Here is a 17,440-nt window from a genome sequence, read left to right on the forward strand (position 1 = left end):
TCGTTTCTATTTTGTTCTAATAGATTTCTTATAGATTTGACAACTTTTTGAAAGTTGTCAAATCTTAAAATTTTGAGCAAAAAAAAAGAGCGGGATAAGCCGCTCTTTTTCTATATCAACTAATAAATTAGTCTAAGATTTCAGTTACCTGACCAGCACCTACAGTACGACCTCCTTCACGAATCGCGAAACGAAGACCTTTATCCATAGCTACAGGGTTCAATAATGTAACTTCAATTGTCAAGTTATCACCTGGCATACACATCTCCACACCAGCTGGCAACATGATTTCTCCTGTTACGTCTGTTGTACGGAAATAGAACTGTGGACGGTATTTGTTAAAGAATGGAGTGTGACGACCACCTTCCTCTTTAGACAAGATATAAACCTCAGCTTTGAATTTAGTGTGAGGCTTAACAGAACCTGGCTTACAGATAACCATACCACGACGGATATCAGTTTTCTCAATACCACGTAACAATAAACCTACGTTATCACCAGCTTCACCACGATCCAAAATCTTACGGAACATCTCAACACCAGTTACTACTGATTTTAAGTTTTCAGCTCCCATACCTAAGATATCTACACCTTCACCTGAGTTGATAACACCTGTCTCAATACGACCTGTTGCTACTGTACCACGACCTGTGATCGAGAATACGTCTTCAACTGGCATCAAGAATGGCTTATCTACATCACGCTTAGGAAGTGGAATCCAGCTATCTACAGCATCCATTAATGCATCGATAGTAGCTACCCACTTAGCATCTCCATTCAAACCTCCCAAAGCAGAACCTTGGATTACTGGAATGTTATCGCCATCAAATTCGTAGAATGAAAGAAGCTCGCGAATCTCCATTTCTACTAATTCTAATAATTCTGGATCATCTACCATGTCCACTTTGTTCATGAAAACAACCAATTGAGGTACTCCAACTTGGCGTGCCAATAGGATGTGCTCACGAGTTTGTGGCATTGGTCCGTCAGTAGCAGCAACTACTAAGATAGCACCGTCCATTTGGGCAGCACCTGTAACCATGTTTTTCACGTAGTCAGCGTGACCTGGACAGTCAACGTGAGCATAGTGACGGTTAGCTGTTGAATACTCAACGTGAGCAGTGTTGATTGTGATACCACGCTCTTTCTCTTCTGGAGCAGAGTCAATGGAAGAGAAATCTTTCTTCTCAGCTAGACCTTTTTCAGAAAGAACTTTTGTGATAGCAGCAGTCAAGGTAGTTTTACCGTGGTCAACGTGGCCAATAGTACCAATGTTTACGTGGGGTTTACTTCGGTCAAAATTCTCTTTTGCCATGATTATTTAGTTCTTAATTTAGTTATAAAAAGTTTCAAAATGTGCTAATCGAAGCTACTCTTACGAGTAATTTTGGTATTTTAGAGCCTTTGAGCAGGATTGAACTGCCGACCTCTTCCTTACCAAGGAAGTGCTCTACCACTGAGCTACAAAGGCCTTTATCCAAGGGCCAGTAGTAGGTCTTCTGGGCCCTACCAAATATAAAAGTCGTCTATGAGCTTCCTCATAGAACGACAATTACTGAGCGGGAGACGGGGCTCGAACCCGCCACCTATAGCTTGGAAGGCTATCGCTCTACCAAATGAGCTACTCCCGCTGGTACTTTCAACACAAAAACTTGGTCATTTCCGTGTGCGAATGGTGGGGACAGATGGATTCGAACCACCGTAGGCATTCGCCAGCAGATTTACAGTCTGCCCCATTTGGCCGCTCTGGTATATCCCCCTCTTTCTTATTTCAGTCAAACGTTTTACTGAAATAGTTCGCAAAAGTAGCTCAAATTTTGGTATCCACAAACACCTTGGTGAAAAAATTATAAATTAATTTTATAATAGTCGTATTCCGAAGCTAAATGCCTGTACCTCGGGTCCCTTTCCTTTCTCAAATAATGGACTTAAATCATATGAGAAAAATAAATCTGGGAAATGTTTCAAGGCAAACTCAGCTCGGACACCATAGCGAACTTGATTTACAAAAAGGTTAGAGGTCGTTTTATGTAAATTATCTGTCTTGTCTTCAATCGCTTTCGTATAACTATCCAATCGATAAGAAACATAGCCACCTAGCCCTATCATCTGCACTGCCGATTCTTTGGAATAAGTCCAATGAGGCATAATTGGTAAAGTTATATAACTAACAGTCATTTTGTTTTTAGAAAGTACAGTCTCGCCTCCATTAGCATCTAGGATTGGTTGGAAAATAACAGCATCCGTTCCTTTTTGAATGATTCGATTGTGGTCAAACATGAAATTGTACCAATCAAACTGTATCCCATAACCTAAATTGAACCTAGATTTATCTCCAGAACTAAGTCGGATAGATCTAGATATTTCTAGTCCAACATATCTTGATCCCAAAGGTTTTAAGGCAAAATCCGTGGACAATAGCGGGGCAGGAAATTGCGCTATACTCATGGCTGGTAAATTACCAGATGTCCCATTCAAGCCTAAATACAGATTCAAGCCTCTTCTTTGATAGAAATTTCGATCTTTAGCTTGGATTTTAGTGGAATCTTTACCCCAGATAACCCGAGTGACTTCATTTCCTTCTTTGACCTGTACCCCATTCCAGCCCACATGGACTTCTTCATTTCCTTCCTTAACATGAATTCCCTTCAGTCCGACTTCCACTTGCTTGTCGTTAGAACCAGACGATCCAGCTGAAATTGTTTTAGTAGAGGAAAAGCTTTTTGTCCCATTAAATCCACTTTGATGTAATTTAATATTGACATTTTTCCCACCTACGCTAACTACAATTGAGGTGTCTTTTTCGTTATCTGCTTGTACAGCCTTACGGATACTTTGCCACAAGCTGTCTTCCATCACTATGCCATTTTTTGCAAAAATAGCTTGTAATTCTTCTTTCAATGATTTTTTCGAATTACTCGGATTGCCAATGATTTCCTGATTACGCTTATCAATTTTTAATAATAAGGAATCTTGATTTGGTCTAGCCAATAGACTAGTGCTAATTAGGATGAATCCTAAGATGAATAAATTTTTCATATACTTAAAATTGAAATGTTCTTTGTACTACTTGTTCGGTTTTGATATATGTATTCGCCACTTGGTGAATACTGTTTTCAAGTTTGGGGTCTCCCTGCTTTAAAGTTTGCCAATCTACAGGTTCACCATCGATGGCCTGTCTTAATTGTTTCACTACACGCGCAAACAAGGAATGTCTTTTTTTGCTAGGCTCCGGAACATAGCTATTTTCTTTTTCTTGATTGTTCGCTTGGCTTGGTTGAATGTCAATTAACAATTCGACACTTTCTTCTTTTGCCAATAAAGCGGGTTTTTCTTTTTCCAATGACCGATTATCTGCTAAAATAATTGGGTTGCTATTGGTGTTACTTTCATCTATTGTGGAAATAGATACTGGAGTATTTCTTGTTTCTTGTATGGAAGCCGAATGGGAAGTATGGCTCACTACTTGCACTAAATGATTTGCCCTATTTGGATTCGTCGAACTGATTTTTTCTACTATTTCAGGTGTATTGGTATCAGGTAAATTTTGAACAGGGGCATTGGTCTCTGTTTGAATGTGCTGGGCTATTTTTGAATCGTCCACTAAAGCATCTGGATTGGATAATTGCCACCAGCCTAAACCAAAGGAAATCAATAATATAGCAGCCCAAGACCATTGTCTACGATGAATGATGAATGGAACAGCCTTTCCTTTTTTCTCTTCAAGCTTTTTCTCAATTTGATTCCAAATAGCAGCTGGAACTTCCTCTTCCTGAGAGTCTAGTTTTTCCCGCCAGTTTTTTTCAAGGGAATCCCAATTGTCAACCGATGATTTTTTCATGCTTGTAATTCCTTTAGTTTACTCTGTAATATTTGTCGTGCTCGTGAAAGCTGCGACTTTGATGTACCTTCTGATATTTGTAACATATCGCCAATTTCAACATGCGAATAGCCTTCTATGGCATATAGATTAAATATCGTTCGGTAGCCAGGAGGTAATTCCAAAATTAAGTTTTGAATTTCCTCAACACCCAAATGCATTAAGGCATCCTCGGGATGAGCTACATCATATGTTTCGTCAATGTCTTGGTCATATCGATTGGCCGTTTTACGAATTTTCATTAATGATTCATTCACCATGATTTTTCGAATCCAACCTTCAAAACTTCCTTGGCCTTGGAAGTTGTCTATTTTACTAAAGACTTTCATGAAACCTTCCATCAATGCATCTTCCGCATCGGGACCTATTCCTAAATAGCGCTTACATACTGCCATCATCTTACCAGCGTTTACCTGGTAGACAATTTGTTGAGCTCTTCGGTCTTGTTTTTGGCAAGCCTGAATTAACTCTTGTTCGCTCTTGAAGGGTAGTAAAGTTTTACTCAATGATTATAGAACTTATTTGAATGTAAAGATGTGCATTAAACATAAATGGTTGCATGGGTTTGAAAAGATTTTCAAAATTCCTTTCTTTACGCAGATTTAATATATATGCCAAACGCTGCACCCATTGGGATTTTTGATAGTGGAATAGGAGGATTAACCCTAGCCCACGCTATTACAGAACTGATTCCACAAGAACCTATTATTTATTTTGGGGATACTGCTCACTTACCATATGGGGATAAATCAGCTACGGCAATTCAAGCCTATTCTGTAAAAATTTGTAATTTATTATTGGAGAAAAATTGCAAGTTGATTTTAATTGCTTGTAATTCAGCTTCAGCGGCGGCCTACGATTTAGTGAAAACATATGTTGGAACAAAGGCTGTGGTAGTAAATGTCATCGATCCTGTCATTCAATATTTGGATCAACATTGGGCCGGCAAAACCTTAGGTTTGATTGGAACGAAACAAACAGTTAATTCTGGAATTTATGCTCGTAAGGCAGAGGCCTTAGGGAAAGATATTCATATTCAATCTCTGGCTACGCCTTTACTTGCCCCCATGATTGAGGAAGGTTTTTTTAATAATACCATTTCAGAACAAATTATTCGAGAATATTTGGAACAGGATGTATTAAAAAATATTGAAGGTTTAATTTTAGCCTGTACACACTATCCTTTGATTAAATCTCAAATTGAGCAATTTTATCAAGGTCAAATTCCTGTTATTGATACATCGCAAATTGTGGCTCAGGAAATTAAGCGCATATTAGAGCAATATGATTTGTCTATACAAGAAGAGGCAACAGGATCTCGACAATTTTTTGTCTCGGATTATACCGACTCCTTTGAAAAGTCTACTCAACTATTTTTTGGCGAGACTATCAAATTAACCCAATATCCTATTTGGGATTAGTTTATTGGCCTAATATTTGACTAACTTTTTGTCTGATTCTTAATTTAGCAATACGATCTTGTTGCTCTTTTTTACTTTGACGGAACCATAAAAATGCAATAGCACCCACTAATAAATACGGGGCCGTGAGTAAATATAAAATTCCGGTATTTAAACCTGTTGCAATATTGGAACGACCATTGGAAATGGTACTTTCCACCGTTGTACGACACATTGCGCATTGAGCTGAGCTATCAAACTGCACAAGTAAGAAAAACAAAAAGATGAAAAATAGTAATTTCTTAAACATAATATGGGGCAATTAATAAATAAACCAATACACCCGTAATACTGACATATAGCCATATGGGGAACGCCCATTTAACTAATTTTTTATGAGACTCAATTTGATCTGTTAAGGCAAAATAGATTGCCTTTAAAACCAAGCGAACTACTCCTATGGAAAGTAGTATATGCGAAAACAATAATATGTAATAAGTAGGTCTTAGCCATCCTGTTCCTCCAAACCTTGTAGGTTCATTCGAAATGTGATAACAAACATAAGATACTAAGAAAAGACTTCCTAAAACGAATGCAACACCCATTAATTTACGGTGTAAATCGATGTTCTTATTTTTAATGGCGATAAATCCTAGAACCAAAATGATGGAACAGGTGGCATTTAAAACACCGTTTATATGAGGAAGAATTTTAGTCCATGCACCTAAAGGAAACTTAGTTTGTATCGCATTCAACATAGCAACTGCTATGGGAATCGCTAGCGATAAAACATTGATAATTTGATTATTCTTAGGGGTATTTTCAATTTTATATGCAGCCATCTTATTTTTCGCTATCATAAATGCGTTTTAATACTTTTATCTCCATCATAAGTCGATCTACTTCTTTTTTATCAGTACCATTGTAGAAGCCTCTGATGTGTTTTTCTTTATCTATCAGTATTAACCTTTCAGAGTGTATAAATGTTTCATCCGGATTTTTTATTGCCTGATCATATTCAGACGCATCGGCTAAAGGAACATGAAAACCTTTTAAGGCTAAGGGATATATGGTTTTTTTATCACCTGTTAAAAAATACCATTTTCCTGGTTTCGCGTCAAATCGATGGGCATATTGAGCGAGTTTTTCAGGTGTATCAAATTTAGGATCTACTGAAATAGAGATTAGTTTGATATCATCCTCTCGGCTGAATACATCTTGGAGACGACTAACTTGTGAGGTAATTTTGGGGCAAATGGTTGTACAGCGAGTAAAGAAAAAGCTCGCTACATAAATCTGATTATCTAATATTTGGGAAGAAAATGGAGCCCCTTTCTGATCTATTAATTGAAAAGGGGGGATTCGAAAGAATACGGTGTCCATATCAGATTCATTCCAACGAGGATTGATTCTTTTTTCCATCTTGACTTCACCTGTAGTGGAATCAATTTCTGGAATGTATCGAGGTAGCTGAAAATGATTATTACCAAATTCGTGCAAGCCTAAATATAAAAAGACAGGCACTATTAAAATGGTTAATAAAATGCCTGTCTTTTTAGTCATGCGCCAATAAGAGATTAAGATCTACTAATACAAATGTCCACCTTCGTAGATCAAAGCTACAAGTAACCAAACAACGAATACGGTAGGGATTAAAACGGCCCAAATAAGGGTTTTTACTTCATGCTTTAAGTGCATGAATTCACCTACGATATAAAATGCTTTAACGATTGTCATTCCTGAAAAGATAGCAACACGTAAAGTGTTAGCTGGCAATGTAAAGGCAATAACGAATTCGATTGCTGTAAGAATTAAAAGAATCCAAAAAGTTTTCCAAATAGCACCTGTTTGTGGAGCTGGAATTTCTTTTTCTGAGGTTTCGTGTGCAGTAACGTGCGAAGCCATATGTTAAGGGAATTAAATATTAAACAAGATAAAAGAAGGTAAATACGAATACCCAAACAAGGTCTACAAAGTGCCAGTATAAACCAACTTTCTCAACCATTTCATAATGACCTCTGCGCTCATATACTCCAGTAGCTGCATTGAAGAAAATCAAAATGTTAAGGATAACTCCTGAAAATACGTGGGTTCCGTGGAAACCTGTAATAAAGAAGAACAAGTCTGCAAAGGCCGGAGGGCCATATGGGTTACGTACTAAATTAGCTCCTTCAATAGGGGTCATGACACCATCTACTAATTGTTTAGCTGCTAATGACAAATCTTCAGGTCCGTGGATAAAGTGACCCCATTCCCAAGCTTGAGAGCCCAAGAAAGTGAATCCACCTACGATGGTCCAAAGCATCCATTTTTCAACATCCTTGCGATCGCCACGGTGCCCAGCTTCAACAGCTAATACCATGGTTACTGAAGATGCAATTAAAATGAACGTCATGATACCTACGAATACCAAGGGTAATGAAACTCCGTGTAAGAATGGAACTGCCTCAAACACTTTTTCTGGGATAGGCCAGTGTTGTGTTGAAAAATAGAAATCACTAGGACTTCCTTTCCAAGCTGGTTGACTGAAACGAATCATTCCATAAGTCACTAAAAGTGCCGAGAATGTAAAGGTGTCAGAAAGTAGGAAAAACCACATCATTAGTTTTCCATAACTAGCTTTAAGAGGTTCAGAACCACCTGTCCAGGTTAAGTTTTCAGGAACAGAAGGGGCAGCGTGTGCAACTGACATGAGGTAATAGCTTAATTGTTAAACACTAAAAATAAAAATAAATAAATCCACAAAGCATCTAAAAAATGCCAATAGGTGGAGCAAATTTTAATTTGAGTTAGGGCTTTGGCATTGATTTTCATACGGAATGCAGCTATTAAGGCTACAATCAAAACAATTAATCCAGAGATTAAATGTAGACCGTGAAGACCAGATAAAACATAGACAAATGACCCTGATGGATTACCAACGAAATAAACGTTCATTTCGACTAATTGTACCCATCCGAAATATTGTAATACTAAAAACAATAATCCGAGCACAAAAGTAATAGAAATACTTATTCTTAACGCATTAAATTGGTCTTTTTTTGCTGCTAATAATGCAAAATGCATGGAGGCACTGCTGAGTAATAAAACTACTGTGCTAATCCAAAATAGATTCGGCAACTGAAACTCTACCCAGTTCCCTTCTGCTTTACGTACCAGGTAGGCACTGGTAAAGGCAGCAAAGAGCATAATAATAGATACAATGAACAACCACATGGTGAATATTTTAGGATTCACTGAACGAGTTGCTTTGGCTTCTATAGAATTGGTTTCTGCGTTCATGTTATGAAATTTTATCAAATAAAAAGGCAATTTGTACTACAAGTAAATAGAAAAAAGATCCAAACATCATCCACCGAGCGGCCTTATCTGTCGGGCGCATCATCAGGTAAAAAGTTTGGCAAAGGAATAAAGTACCTGCTATTACAGCGATAATAGCGGATTGAATTCCTGTCATATGCAATAAGTAGGGAACAAGCCCCAAGGGTACCAAAAAGATGGTATAAATCATGATGGTGAAAGCCGTTTTCATGTCTTTCTTTCCATCATTAGGAAGCATTTTAAATCCTGCTTTTTTGTAATCTGCATCAGCAACCCAGGCAATCGCCCAAAAGTGTGGGAATTGCCAGAAGAACTGAATAGCAAATAATATACCGGGTTCCCAGCCAAATTCATTGGTGGCCGCTAGCCATCCAATCATGGGAGGAAAGGCTCCAGGAATAGCACCAACAAATACCGAGATTGGGCCAACACGTTTTAATGGGGTATAAACAAAGCCGTACAATAGATAGGAAATGAATCCTATGATGGCAGCTTTCCAAGATAGATAACTCAGTAAGCCCAATGATACCATCAAAATGATTATTCCATAGATTTTAGCTTGCTGAGGCTGTATAACTTGTGTTGGTAATGGTCTTTTTGCTGTTCGTTTCATCAACTTATCAAAATCAATTTCTTTCAATTGATTGACAATGTTAGCTGCGCCTGTAAGCAAGTATCCTGCTAAAGAAATAATTATAATATGCAGTGTCGTATGTTCAATAGGGGCCAATAAATAGCCAAATGTTCCAGAGAAGGCTACCGTAATGGATAGTCTGGATTTTAGTAATGCTATATATGGCTTAATGGATGACATCTTATGTGTTTGTGCTTGTTTTAATCCATGTGTTCATGTGTAATCCAAGGATGACGAGCGATATGGTTAAATGAATGGCTTGACTACCCAAAGGTAAGTCGACATACGCCATTAATATTCCTGTTAGTAAGGATATACTTAGAAAAACTAATAAGTAGGTACTATAGTTTTTTAATGAACTGAAATTTGATTTTTTTATTTTATTCCAGAGAATTAAGTGGCTAATGACAAGTACCCATGAAAATGTTCGATGAATGATGTAGATCATTCCTAAATGGCTAACCCATTCAGATTTTGCGTTTTCTCCATATTGAACAATGACGTGATCCATTTCTTCTCTTACCTGAGTACCTAAGATAATTTGAATCACACAGATTAGTAGATTCAATAGTATCCACGATCGTATGTTAGAGCTAGTTTCAATGGAGCTTTGCTTGACTTGTAAAGCCTTGAATAGTAGAAACAATACTCCTATGCTCAATAGCATGTGAATGGTGACAACACCCGGCAAAAGAAATGAATCTACTACATACTTACCTAAAACTGCATTACCTAATACAAGTAATAAGGCAAGAAAGGAAAGTATAAATTCTTTTTTTCCTGTTTTATAGGCTAATAGGGTCGTTATTAAAACAAATAACCCTGTTAATGCTCCAATTAGACGATTGATGTATTCAATCCACGTTTTAGTTGGGTTGAAAATTACTTCACCATGTAATTTCTCTTTGTAGGTAATTTCATAATGAAGGGGTAATTCGGATTCTTTGGTTGGAGGAATAAATCTACCAAAACATTTAGGCCAATCTGGACATCCCATTCCCGATCCCGTACTTCGAACAATTCCTCCAGCTAAAATGAGAAGGTAAATACAGAGTAAAGTAACAAAGCCAAATTTTTGGAATGTCATGGTTGTAGGGAGAAAAAAAAAGATGCATCCAAATGAGAATCATTTCGATGCATCTTTTAGGTTATTGGTTTTTATCGGTTGTAACTCTCGTTCTGAGCCGCTAATAAACTTTCAATTTCCTTTTCTTTTGCAATCTCATCATTCTCTTCAGGAAGATTTGATTCAGGAGTTGCAGAATGAGGTACAGTTTGAGGAATAAAATCTGCCTCAGAACCTGGCTTGCTATAATCATATGGCCAACGGTATACGGCAGGAATTTCTCCTTCCCAGTTTCCGTGCCCAGGTACGATAGGAGCTGTCCATTCTAACGTATTCGATTTCCAAGGGTTCTGTGTAGAACGCTTTCCTTTGAAGATTGAATAGAAGAAGTTAAAGAAGAAAATAGCTTGAGCAGAAAAGGTTATAATTGCTGCAATCGAAATGAAAGCGTTCAAATCCGTGAAAGCTGATTCACCATCATTTCCTAAAGCTGTAAATGAATAGTAACGTCTAGGGAAACCAGCAATACCTGTATAGTGCATTGGGAAGAATACTAAGTAAACACCCACAAATGTTAACCAGAAGTGGATATATCCAGCTGTCTTATTCATCATACGACCAAACATCTTAGGGAACCAGTGGTAAACACCAGCCATCAAGCCAAAGAATGAAGCTGCACCCATTACTAAGTGGAAGTGAGCAACTACGAAATAGGTATCGTGTAAGTTAATGTCCAATGCCGAGTTACCTAAAATGATACCTGTAACACCACCTGAAATAAATAGGGATACAAGACCAATGGAGAATAACATAGCTGGAGTAAATACGATATTACCTTTCCAAAGTGTAGTAATGTAGTTAAACCCTTTTACCGCTGATGGAACAGCAATGATTAAGGTTAAGAACATAAATACTGAACCTAGGAATGGATTCATACCAGTAACGAACATGTGGTGAGCCCAAACGATAAAGGCAAGTACGGTGATACCCATCATTGAACCAATCATAGCACGGTATCCAAAAATAGGCTTACGTGAATTCGTTGCAATAACCTCAGAAGTCATACCTAAAGCAGGTAATAATACGATGTATACCTCTGGGTGACCTAAGAACCAGAATAAGTGTTGGTACAAGATTGGGCTACCTCCCATGTTTGGAAGCGCTTGTCCTTGAATATAAATCTCCGATAAATAGAAAGAAGTACCAAAGCTGCGGTCAAAAATCAACAATAAAGCCGCTGATAATAATACTGGGAAAGATAATAAACCTAATACCGCTGTAAAGAAGAATGACCAGATAGTTAGTGGCATTTTTGTAAATGTCATACCACGGGTTCTCAAGTTGATGATCGTACAGATGTAATTGATACCACCCATTAATTGAGAAACAATAAACAAGGCCATACTGGTTAACCATAAGGTCATACCTAATCCAGAACCTGGCATAGCTTGAGGCAATGCACTTAAAGGAGGGTATATAACCCAACCACCTGAAGCTGGACCTGTTTCAATGAACAATGAAGAGAACATGATCACAGATGACAAGGCAAAGAACCAATAGGATAACATGTTAATGAATCCAGAAGCCATATCTCGGGCTCCAATTTGCAATGGAATCAAGAAGTTTGAGAAAGTACCCGATAGACCAGCTGTTAATACAAAGAATACCATGATGGTTCCGTGCATCGTTACCAAGGCTAAGTAGAATTCTTTATCTAATTTACCTGACTCATCAATCCACTCACCTAAAATAGGTCTTAACCATTCTAAGCTCATATCAGGGAAACCTAATTGCAAACGGAAGATGATCGATAATGATCCACCGATAAATGCCCAAAGGATACCTGAGATTAAATATTGTTTTGCAATCGTCTTATGATCTTCTGAAAAGATGTACTTACGGATAAAACCAAGTTCATGATGTTCATGCTCGTGATCATGACCATGATCGTGTCCATGAGCGTGTACTTCTTCAGTAGTTGATACGGCTGTTGACATAGGTATTATTTTTTCTAAATTCTTTCTAATTATTTGACACTAACAGCTTCTGTAGCAGTACTATCTGCTGCGATAGGCTCAGCTGGAATATATTTACTTGCTTTCGCTTTTAAATTCTCTGGCACTTTAGACAAGTACGCAGGATTCATGGTTAAGAATGGTTTTTGTTCCGATACCCATTTTTTGTAATCAGCCGGTTCATCCACGAAAACAGTAATGGCCATACCAAAGTGACCACGGCCACAAATCTCAGTACAGTTTAACTTAAAGTTAAAATCCTTCTTACCAAGCTTAGCACGCATTTCGTCCGTTGAAATGGTAGGAGTAAACCAGAATTTAGTTGGCATACCTGGTACAGCATCCATTTTAACACGTTGGAATGGAAGATAAACAGAGTGTAAAACGTCTTGAGCTCTGATTTTCAACAAGACAGGCACACCTTTAGGAAGGTGCAATTCATTAGCAGTAAAATCATCAAATGAATTTTTATCTGTAAAGTCTAGACCAAGGCTATTCGTTTCATCAATCAATTTATAATTAATGTTACCTAATTGGCTATCATCATTACCTGCATAACGTACATACCAACCAAATTGGTGACCAGTTACTTCAATTACTACCGCATTACTAGGTGCTTGAGAAGTAATATCTCTCCAAGTTCTCCAACCTGTGAAAACTAAGATCGCCATTACAATGGCTGGAATAATTGTCCAGATAATTTCAAGCTTATGGTTGACAGGGTAGAAAGTCGCCTTTCTGTTTTTATCATTGCGATATTGGAATGCAAAAAAGAACAATAAGGAGTTCGTAATGAAAAAAGCAAATGTTACGACAGCCATGGAAATCCAAAACATAGAATCTGTCTTTACTCCGTGTTCTGATGCAGCTACAGGAAGAAAATCAGGCTTAGAATGTAAGAATGACCATACTCCTGCAATTGTTCCAAATAGCCAGAATAGTAAGAATCCAAAAGCATTGGTATTATTATGTGAATCTAGAGCAGAATCTGACTCATTTTCACCACTAAGGTTTTTGTTAAGCTTCAAGCTTTTGCTGATTACAGTAATCGCTAAGATGAAGAATACAACGGATAAAAGACCAACTAGGTAATTCATATGTTTTATTTGTTAGAATCGTAATTTAAATACTAAATATCGTGATGAACCGCTTCTGGTAAGAATGGGTGGTTTTTCGCTATTAAAGAAGCTTTTGTTAATTCATCACTAATAATGTAAATAAAAGCAGAAGCAAAAACAGTAACCATTCCAAACTCAACTAAACCGTAACCTGCATGACCTCCTAAAACGCCAGGCATAATCATTTGGTAAAAATCAATGTAGTGTCCAACGATGATAAAGAATGCCGCAATTTTTAAGAAAATACGCGTTCTTTTTGCATCACGTGTCATAAGAACTAGGAAAGGGAAGAAGAAGTTTAAGAAAACCATCAAAATCTCTGAAGTTTTATAAATCTTGTTGTGTCCTTCCCAACGCTCTAAGAAATAAATAATTTCCTCAGGCATGTTGGCATAATAAATCAATAAGAATTGCTCAAACCAAACGTATGTCCAGAAGATAGAGAATGCAAACATCAACTTTCCTAAATCATGTAGGTGGTTTTCGTTCACATAAGCCATATAACCTTTGTCTTTCAACAATAAGATGGTCAATGTAATAACGGCTAAACCTGTAACGTGCCAAGATGAGAACATGTACCAGCCAAACATGGTTGAGAACCAGTGAGTATCAATGGACATAACCCAATCCCAAGCAAACATAGAACTTGATGCTCCAAAAATGACAATAAATGCAGTAGAGATACGAACTAATTGAGTGAATAAATCTGTTCCTCCAATTAAATCTTCTTCAAGTGATTTTTTACGTAATACTAACCATAAACCAATCCATAGAGCAAAGAATCCAACTAGTCGAACCAAGAAGAATGTCTTGTTCAAATAGCCTGATTTACCAGCTATGATTTTATCATAGTTTTCATTTCCTACTTCAGTTACACCATGGTGCATCCAGTGGAAGATCGCATCTCCTTTAAAGAAGAATACTAATAGTAAAATAGGTAGGGTAATGTATAAGAATTTAGGGAATGCCTCTGGTACACGCTTCATAACAGATGACCAACCTGATTTAGTTAGGTATTGTAATGAAACGAAGAACATACCAATAATGGCAATACCAGTAAAGAATACGGCATTTAACCATACGTTGGCCCAAATACGATTGGTCCAATCATAATGTTCTTCAGCTGCAGGTTGGTGGGATACCGCTCCGCCTGAAAGGTGTTCTGAGGCAGCTTCATGACCTGCTTTTACAGCTTCATGTCCTGCGTTGGCAACTTCGTGGCCACCAGCCTCACCTTTGGATAAAAGATATATTCCAAGCACTAAAGCTACTACTCCGGCAATGAAAGCATAAATAACTCTTTTTTTGCCTTCAGAAGTGAATTCAAAATGCTCTTCAACGTTTGCTGGGGAAAAATGTGAGTGTCCCGCCATTTTATCTGGTATTTTAATTTTTAATTAATTGAACTATTGTTTTTGCAATTCATGTACATAAAGTACAATTTTCCAACGATTGGCTGAAGTGATTTGTGAGCCATGAGGCCACATTCTTCCTTTACCATGTGTAATCACGTGATAAATATGACCATCGTTCAAGGCTTTTAATGCGTCACTAGAATATACAGGAACCCCTTTATACATTTTAGCAACCAAACCATCTCCTTTACCTGTTTCACCGTGGCAGTGCTGGCAATATCTTTCATATTGTAATTTTCCTGCTTCGATATTTTCAGGTGTTGCAGCTAATGGGTTTTTCAAAGCTGCCGCTGAATAGGTAATGCTATCGTTTGGAATAGTTCTTGAAATCAAATCTTGATGTAAGAATTCTTTTTGTAAGGAATCACTTCCTGCATATTTGCTTCTTGCTACTGTTCCTGCTACTGGCTGACGCATGTTCATTCCGAGAGGATTGATGGTATTGGTATCGCCATCGGTTTGAGTCATTGGCTCATAAGCAACGGAATGGTACATGTTTGGAGCAAATTCTGTTCCTGTATCATTGTGGTCGTCACTACAAGAGGACAATAAGCCTAAGGCTAAACCAGCAAATAAAACGAATTGGTATCTTGGATTCAACATTTTGTTATGCTTCTTCGTGAACAATTGTTCTTGGTTAATTATCTAACATTTACTTCAATCGCACCTGAATCTTTCAAGGCTTTCTTGATATCATCGGCACTTACTTTTTTGTTTTTGTCAACATTGATTGCCATAACAAATTTATCGTCCGTGATTCTAAGATCTAATAGGTCTGGTTGGTTACCTGGATATAGGTTATTGGAAATACAAAATGTGATGACCAATCCAAATGCTGTAAACAATACCGTTCCTTCAAAGCTTACAGGGATCCAGTTAGGTAATGCAAAGAAATCTTTACCTCCAATAATCATAGGCCAATCAAAAACCATGGTATAGCTGATTAATGATAAAGCACAGGTTAATCCCAATACACCAAACATGAAGGCTGCAATAGGTAAGCGGGTACGCTCATGCCCTACAGCGCGATCCAATCCGTGAATCGGAAATGGAGTGAATACGTCTTCAATTTTGATGCCTTTAGATTTTACCTCGCTAACTGCGTGTAACACCTCATCCTCATCATCGTATACACCTAAAATGTAGTTAGTTGTCGAACTCATATTGTTTTAATTTCGAATTGCTAATAAATTATTCTTCGGTTTTTTTAGTTGCTTTTTTCTTTTCAGGGAAATTGCTTGATACACCTTTCATGACTGATTTCACCTCGGCCATATTAACTACTGGTAAATATTTAGCGAACAAGAAGAATAGTGTAAAGAATAAACCAAAAGAGAAAATGTAATCACCAATATCATACATCGTTGGAGAGAACATAGCCCATGAAGATGGTAAGTAATCTCTATGTAATGATGTTACGATAATCACAAAACGCTCAAACCACATACCTACGTTTACTACGATAGATAAGAAGAAGCTCACCATTAAATTAGTACGGATTGCTTTAGACCAGAATAATTGTGGAGAGATTACGTTACATGTCATCATCATCCAATATGCCCACCAATATGGTCCCGTTGCACGGTTAATGAAAGCATAGCTTTCATATTCCACTCCTGAGTACCAAGCGATGAAGAATTCAGTTAAATAAGCAATACCTACAACTGAACCTGTTACCGTGATAACGATGTTCATCATTTCAATATGCTCAATCGTAATGTAATCTTCTAATTTGAAAACGACACGTGTGATCAACAATAATGTTTGCACCATCGCAAAACCGGAGAAAATCGCACCCGCCACGAAATATGGAGGGAAGATAGTTGTATGCCATCCTGGAATAACTGAAGTGGCAAAGTCCATGGATACAATCGTGTGTACCGAAAGTACTAGGGGAGTAGAGATACCAGCTAAGATTAATGACATGTACTCATAACGTGCCCAAGTCTTGGATGATCCTGTCCAACCTAAGCTGAACAAACCATACCAAAATTTACGTCCTTTCGTAGTAGCACGGTCACGGATAGAAGCCAAATCAGGCACTAAACCCATGTACCAGAATAATAAAGAAACGGATAAATATGTCGAGATAGCAAATACGTCCCAAACTAATGGCGAGTTAAAGTTAACCCATAAAGAACCGAAAGCATTTGGAAGTGGTAAAGCCCAATGAGCTAACCAAGGACGGCCCATGTGAGCCAAGATGAAGGATGCTGCACAAAGTACGGCAAAAATTGTCATCGCTTCTGCTGAACGGTTGATAGAGGTTCTCCATTTTTGACGGAATAATAACAATACGGCAGAAATCAATGTACCAGCGTGACCAATACCAACCCACCATACGAAGTTGGTAATATCCCATGCCCAACCTACTGTTTTATTTAAACCCCAAACACCAATACCTTGCCACCAGGTATAGAATAGGCAGTAAGCTCCATAGATAAATACAATAGAGGATATACCGAAGGCCCATTTCCATTCTTTGGTGGGTTCCCCTTCTACCTGCTTGCAAATATCGTGGGTAACATCGGAATAAGATTTGCCACCAGTAACTAGTTTCTCTCTTATGGGTGATACAACGTGCGACATAT

General features: G+C 37.8%; 19 protein-coding genes and 3 tRNA genes. 1 reads left to right on the forward strand and 21 read right to left on the reverse strand.

Going from position 1 to position 17,440, the window contains the following annotated elements; genetic code table 11:
• Positions 1–127: 127 nt before the first annotated feature.
• From tuf to HME7025_RS01655, 7 genes are all read right to left on the reverse strand, one after another.
• Positions 128–1,315 (reverse strand): elongation factor Tu, encoded by a 1,188-nt coding sequence (tuf, locus tag HME7025_RS01625; protein WP_109321965.1) that lies wholly within the window; start codon positions 1,313–1,315, stop codon positions 128–130.
• 84 nt (positions 1,316–1,399) lie between these two features.
• Positions 1,400–1,471 (reverse strand) — tRNA-Thr (locus HME7025_RS01630).
• An 87-nt stretch (positions 1,472–1,558) separates the two neighbouring features.
• Positions 1,559–1,631, reverse strand: a tRNA-Gly gene (locus tag HME7025_RS01635).
• A gap of 42 nt (positions 1,632–1,673) precedes the next feature.
• A tRNA-Tyr gene (locus HME7025_RS01640) sits at positions 1,674–1,759 on the reverse strand.
• A 101-nt stretch (positions 1,760–1,860) separates the two neighbouring features.
• Positions 1,861–3,039 carry an outer membrane beta-barrel protein gene (locus tag HME7025_RS01645; RefSeq protein WP_109321966.1) on the reverse strand — a complete coding sequence of 393 codons (1,179 nt, stop codon included), beginning with the start codon at positions 3,037–3,039 and terminating at the stop codon, positions 1,861–1,863.
• Positions 3,040–3,043: 4 nt separating this feature from the next.
• Positions 3,044–3,841 carry a hypothetical protein gene (locus tag HME7025_RS01650; RefSeq protein WP_109321967.1) on the reverse strand — a complete coding sequence of 266 codons (798 nt, stop codon included), beginning with the start codon at positions 3,839–3,841 and terminating at the stop codon, positions 3,044–3,046.
• Positions 3,838–4,386, reverse strand: coding sequence for an RNA polymerase sigma factor (locus tag HME7025_RS01655; RefSeq protein WP_109321968.1), 549 nt, complete (start codon positions 4,384–4,386; stop codon positions 3,838–3,840). Before HME7025_RS01655 ends, HME7025_RS01650 begins: the two co-directional genes overlap by 4 nt.
• A 105-nt stretch (positions 4,387–4,491) precedes the next feature.
• On the opposite strand from HME7025_RS01655, the gene murI reads away from it, so the two are divergent.
• Positions 4,492–5,301, forward strand: a complete 810-nt coding sequence (murI, locus tag HME7025_RS01660) for a glutamate racemase (protein ID WP_109321969.1) — start codon at positions 4,492–4,494, stop codon at positions 5,299–5,301.
• A 1-nt stretch (position 5,302) separates the two neighbouring features.
• Here murI and HME7025_RS01665 read toward each other — a convergent pair whose 3' ends face one another.
• From HME7025_RS01665 to nrfD, 14 genes are all read right to left on the reverse strand, one after another.
• The gene (locus tag HME7025_RS01665; protein ID WP_317046228.1) at positions 5,303–5,515 is read right to left on the reverse strand and encodes a hypothetical protein; all 213 of its coding nucleotides are present in this window, start codon (positions 5,513–5,515) and stop codon (positions 5,303–5,305) included.
• Between the two features lie 67 nt (positions 5,516–5,582).
• Positions 5,583–6,122 (reverse strand): DUF420 domain-containing protein, encoded by a 540-nt coding sequence (locus HME7025_RS01670; protein ID WP_109321971.1) that lies wholly within the window; start codon positions 6,120–6,122, stop codon positions 5,583–5,585.
• 1 nt (position 6,123) lies between these two features.
• Positions 6,124–6,843 carry an SCO family protein gene (locus HME7025_RS01675; RefSeq protein WP_109321972.1) on the reverse strand — a complete coding sequence of 240 codons (720 nt, stop codon included), beginning with the start codon at positions 6,841–6,843 and terminating at the stop codon, positions 6,124–6,126.
• 24 nt (positions 6,844–6,867) lie between these two features.
• On the reverse strand, positions 6,868–7,185 hold the full coding sequence (locus HME7025_RS01680; RefSeq protein ID WP_109321973.1) for a cytochrome C oxidase subunit IV family protein: 318 nt from the start codon (positions 7,183–7,185) through the stop codon (positions 6,868–6,870).
• A gap of 19 nt (positions 7,186–7,204) precedes the next feature.
• Positions 7,205–7,972 carry a cytochrome c oxidase subunit 3 gene (locus tag HME7025_RS01685; protein WP_109321974.1) on the reverse strand — a complete coding sequence of 256 codons (768 nt, stop codon included), beginning with the start codon at positions 7,970–7,972 and terminating at the stop codon, positions 7,205–7,207.
• Between the two features lie 11 nt (positions 7,973–7,983).
• Positions 7,984–8,562, reverse strand: coding sequence for a cytochrome c oxidase subunit 3 (locus HME7025_RS01690; RefSeq protein ID WP_109321975.1), 579 nt, complete (start codon positions 8,560–8,562; stop codon positions 7,984–7,986).
• A 1-nt stretch (position 8,563) separates the two neighbouring features.
• Positions 8,564–9,415 carry a heme o synthase gene (gene cyoE, locus HME7025_RS01695; protein ID WP_109321976.1) on the reverse strand — a complete coding sequence of 284 codons (852 nt, stop codon included), beginning with the start codon at positions 9,413–9,415 and terminating at the stop codon, positions 8,564–8,566.
• 1 nt (position 9,416) lies between these two features.
• Positions 9,417–10,322: a COX15/CtaA family protein gene (locus HME7025_RS01700; protein WP_109321977.1), complete on the reverse strand. Its 906-nt coding sequence runs from the start codon at positions 10,320–10,322 to the stop codon at positions 9,417–9,419.
• Between the two features lie 71 nt (positions 10,323–10,393).
• A complete protein-coding gene (locus HME7025_RS01705) occupies positions 10,394–12,298 on the reverse strand; it encodes a cytochrome c oxidase subunit I (protein WP_109321978.1) in 1,905 nt (634 codons plus the stop codon).
• A gap of 29 nt (positions 12,299–12,327) precedes the next feature.
• Positions 12,328–13,413 (reverse strand): cytochrome c oxidase subunit II, encoded by a 1,086-nt coding sequence (locus tag HME7025_RS01710; protein WP_109321979.1) that lies wholly within the window; start codon positions 13,411–13,413, stop codon positions 12,328–12,330.
• Between the two features lie 32 nt (positions 13,414–13,445).
• Positions 13,446–14,807 (reverse strand): quinol:cytochrome C oxidoreductase, encoded by a 1,362-nt coding sequence (locus tag HME7025_RS01715; RefSeq protein WP_109321980.1) that lies wholly within the window; start codon positions 14,805–14,807, stop codon positions 13,446–13,448.
• Positions 14,808–14,840: 33 nt separating this feature from the next.
• Positions 14,841–15,452: a c-type cytochrome gene (locus HME7025_RS01720; protein WP_109321981.1), complete on the reverse strand. Its 612-nt coding sequence runs from the start codon at positions 15,450–15,452 to the stop codon at positions 14,841–14,843.
• Positions 15,453–15,490: 38 nt separating this feature from the next.
• Positions 15,491–16,012 (reverse strand): DUF3341 domain-containing protein, encoded by a 522-nt coding sequence (locus HME7025_RS01725; protein ID WP_109321982.1) that lies wholly within the window; start codon positions 16,010–16,012, stop codon positions 15,491–15,493.
• Between the two features lie 28 nt (positions 16,013–16,040).
• Positions 16,041–17,438 carry an NrfD/PsrC family molybdoenzyme membrane anchor subunit gene (gene nrfD / locus HME7025_RS01730; protein WP_109321983.1) on the reverse strand — a complete coding sequence of 466 codons (1,398 nt, stop codon included), beginning with the start codon at positions 17,436–17,438 and terminating at the stop codon, positions 16,041–16,043.
• Positions 17,439–17,440 lie beyond the last annotated feature (2 nt).

Origin of the sequence: Aquirufa nivalisilvae, from assembly GCF_003143535.1 — a bacterium.
Lineage (GTDB): Bacteria > Bacteroidota > Bacteroidia > Cytophagales > Spirosomataceae > Aquirufa > Aquirufa nivalisilvae.